Source organism: Nocardiopsis sp. TNDT3, assembly GCF_003427465.1.
Classification (GTDB): Bacteria; Actinomycetota; Actinomycetes; order Streptosporangiales; family Streptosporangiaceae; genus Nocardiopsis; species Nocardiopsis dassonvillei.
In genome coordinates, this window is record NZ_QPFC01000335.1 from 1 (window position 1) to 3294 (window position 3294).

Sequence of the window (3294 nt, forward strand, 5' to 3'; positions counted from 1 at the left end):
ACCGCGTCACCGGCCGGAGGGGGCGCCGGCCGACGCGTCGCGACCGGTGCCGCCCAGTGTGGTCCCGCACCCGCGGCGGGTCGGGACCGTCCGACCCCGCCACAGGTACGGGACCGACACGAAGGAGGTCCCCTGGTCCACGTCGGCGACGGTCGCGGCCGGTCCGCTAACGCACGGCGACGAAGTCCTCCGGGTCGCGCGGCGGCCTCTCCTTCGGCGCCTCGGCCGCGTGCCCCACGGCCACCGCGCCCATCGGCCGCCACTCCTCGGGCACCTCCAGCACCTCGCGCACCACGTCCGCGCAGAACATGGTCGAGGAGACCCAGGCCGACCCCAGCCCCTCCACGGCCAGCCCCACCAGCAGGTTCTGCACCCCGGCGCCCATCGCCACCAGGAACATCGACCGCTCGGCGTCGGCCCGGCGCGCGTCCGGGTAGGGGTGCGCCCCGTCGGCCACCAGGAAGGGCACCACCAGGTACGGCGCGCCGCGCAGCACGTCGCCGCGCCGCGTGCGCCGGGCGATCTGCTCCTCGCTGAACCCGTCACCGCGCAGGTCCGCCACCCACGCCGCGAGCATCGCGTCCAGCAGCCGCTTGCGCGTGTGCGCCGACTCCACCAGCACGAAGCGCCACGGCGTGGTGTGGTGCGGCGCGGGGGCCGTCACCGCCGCGGCCACCGCCCGCCGCACCGCCGCCGGATCCACCGGCGCGTCGGTGAACGAGCGCACCGTCCGCCGGGCCGGGACCACGTCCCGCGACCCGTACCGGAACAGGTCGGTCTCGGGCGTGCGGATCAGCACCGCCGCCCCAGGACCGTCCTCCTCGGTGACCAGGCCGCCCAGGCCGCTGACCACCGCGACCGGGACACCGTTCGTCTTGCCCTTGACCAGTTCGCCCGCGCCGGCGATCTCGTCGGCCACCGCGTTGACGGTCGCCTCCATGAGGTTGCCGTGGGTGTCGGCGGTGCCGCGCAGGTCCTGCACGGCGGACAGCCCGGCGGCGCCGATGGCCACGTCGGTCTGCCCGATCCGCCACGGCCGCCCGAAGGTGTCGGACACGATCACACCGACGTTCACGCCCAGGCGCTCGCGCAGCCCGGCGCGCAGCGCGCGGGCGGAGGCGTCGGAGTCCTCGGGCAGCAGCAGCACGGTGCCGGGCTCGACGTTGGAGGCGTCCACCCCCGCGGCGGCCATGACCAGCCCCTGCCGGGTCTGCATGATCCCGGTCCTGCCCGTGCGGGCCACCACCCGGACGGTCTCGGAGGCGACGGCCTCCTCCCGGTCCATACGGCGGGCGCGGCCCTCGGCCTTGCTCACGATCTTGGAGGTGACCACGAGGATGTCCCCGTCGGCCAGCGCGGTCCCGGAGGCGGCCACCGCCTCGGCGACCAGGGCCGACAGGTCGTCGCCCGACCGCACCTCGGGGATGCCGCCGAGCCCGCGCACGCGCAGTTCGGTGCTCACTCGCCGCCTCCCCGCCTCTGCGCCAGCTCCACGGCCAGGTCCACGGCCGCCCGTGCGAGCGCCTCGGTGGCGGCGGGGTCGCTCATGTACAGGGGACGCGAGCGCACCTCGATCCCCTCCACCTCGGTACCCGCGTCGGCCTCGTCCACCAGCCAGCCGTCCAGCAGGTCGGCGCCCAGGTGCGCGGCGACCGCGCCCGCGCTGGTCTCCACCCCGATCGCGGTCAGGCAGGCGTCGGCCATGCCGCGCACCGGCGCTCCGCCGATGATGGGGGAGACGCCCACCACGGTCTTGGCCACCATGGCCTCGCGGATCCCGGGGACGCCCAGGACGGAGCCCACGCTGACCACCGGGTTGGACGGGGGCAGGATCACGGCGTCGGCATCGGCGATCGCCTCCAGCACACCGGGTGCGGGCTTGGCCGTCTCGGCGCCGACGCTGACGATCTGTTCGGCGGGCAGCGCCGCGCGGTGCCGGATCCACCACTCCTGGAAGTGGATGGCCCGGCGCCCCCCGCCGTCGTCGACGACCACGTGCGTCTCGACCTGGTCGTCGGTCATCGGCAGCAGCCGCACGCCCGGGCGCCAGCGGTCGCACAGCGCCTCGGTGACCGCCGAGAGGGGGAATCCGGCGGCGAGCATCTGCGTCCGCACGATGTGGGTGGCGGTGTCGCGGTCGCCCAGACCGAACCAGGTGGGCTTCATGCCGTAGGCGGCGAGCTCCTCCTTGACGGTGAAGGACTCGTCGGTCCGGCCCCAGCCCTGCTCCTCGTTGATCCCCCCGCCGAGGGTGTACATCACCGTGTCCAGGTCCGGACAGATTCTCAGCCCGAACAGGGTGATGTCGTCACCGGTGTTGCCGATGACGGTGACGCTGCTGTCTGTGGTGTGCTCTTCGGTGGCCGACGCCACGGTTCCGAGCGCCGCCCTGAGGCCGCGGAGGAACCGCGCGCCGCCGATACCGCCAGCCGGTACGACTATCCGCATGCGTCCAAGTCTGGCAGTCTGGGGGCGTGTATGGGTCGTCTGCCCCGCCGTGGGCATGATCCGTGTGTGACCGTTCCGGTATCGGAGATCCGTGAACTCCGTGGCCGCGGTCGCCATCCCACTCTTCGGCCCCGCCCGGTGTCCCCACATCCATGCCCGGACGCGGTCGATCCACACGTGACAGCCCGACGCCGTTCCCAACGACCCGACGGCGAAGCAGCAGTAGATGGGGAACCTCTCTTGAAGAACGAAACGCTAGAACGCCTGCGCCTTCCGGGGGCCTGGGTCCTGCTTGCAGCCGCGGGCGTGCTCATGCTCTCCGGACTCATCCAGGTGATCGTCCGATCCAGCGGCTGGCGCTCGGAGACGTCCTTCGCCTCGGCCATGTACGACGCGGGCTCCGCCAACTTCTTCGGTGTGACCATCACGATCCTGGTCGCCGTCGCCGTGGCCCTCGTGCTGACCAGCGAAAGGACCAGGGCGGGCGCCTCCCCGGTCGTGCTGACCGCGATGATCATCACCGGTGTGGGCCTGCTGTTCTGCCTGATCACGGTGATCTGCGGCTTCATCGACGCGATCAACATCGGCCACGGCTTCGCCCGGATGCTGGGGACCGTCGCCCAGGGCGCGGTGCTCGGCATCTTCGGCTTCGCCGCGCTCAAGGCCTTCAACGACCCCACCCTGGTCCCCAGGGTGGTGCGGCCGCAGAACGCCTACCCGCAGCAGTTCCCGCCCGCCACCGGCGCGCAGCAGTCCTTCGCCCAGCCGGCCTACCCGGGCCAGCCCGCCGACCCCGCCCAGCAGTACGGCGTGGACCCCGCGCAGCAGGCCTACGGCCAGCAGTAC

General features: G+C 73.2%; 2 protein-coding genes and 1 pseudogene. 1 reads left to right on the plus strand and 2 read right to left on the minus strand.

All coding sequences use genetic code 11. From position 1 onward, the window contains the following. Nucleotides 1–166 precede the first annotated feature (166 nt). Complete coding sequence (locus DQW06_RS09085) at nucleotides 167–1462, minus strand: coenzyme F420-0:L-glutamate ligase (protein ID WP_117198287.1); 1296 nt, start codon at nucleotides 1460–1462, stop codon at nucleotides 167–169. Then, complete coding sequence (gene cofD, locus DQW06_RS09090; protein ID WP_013154772.1) at nucleotides 1459–2448, minus strand: 2-phospho-L-lactate transferase; 990 nt, start codon at nucleotides 2446–2448, stop codon at nucleotides 1459–1461. The genes DQW06_RS09085 and cofD overlap by 4 nt, the downstream gene beginning before the upstream one ends. 240 nt (nucleotides 2449–2688) lie before the next feature. On the opposite strand from cofD, the pseudogene DQW06_RS09095 reads away from it, so the two are divergent. Beyond that, nucleotides 2689–3294, plus strand: a pseudogene (locus DQW06_RS09095) (DUF3824 domain-containing protein); the annotation flags it as partial.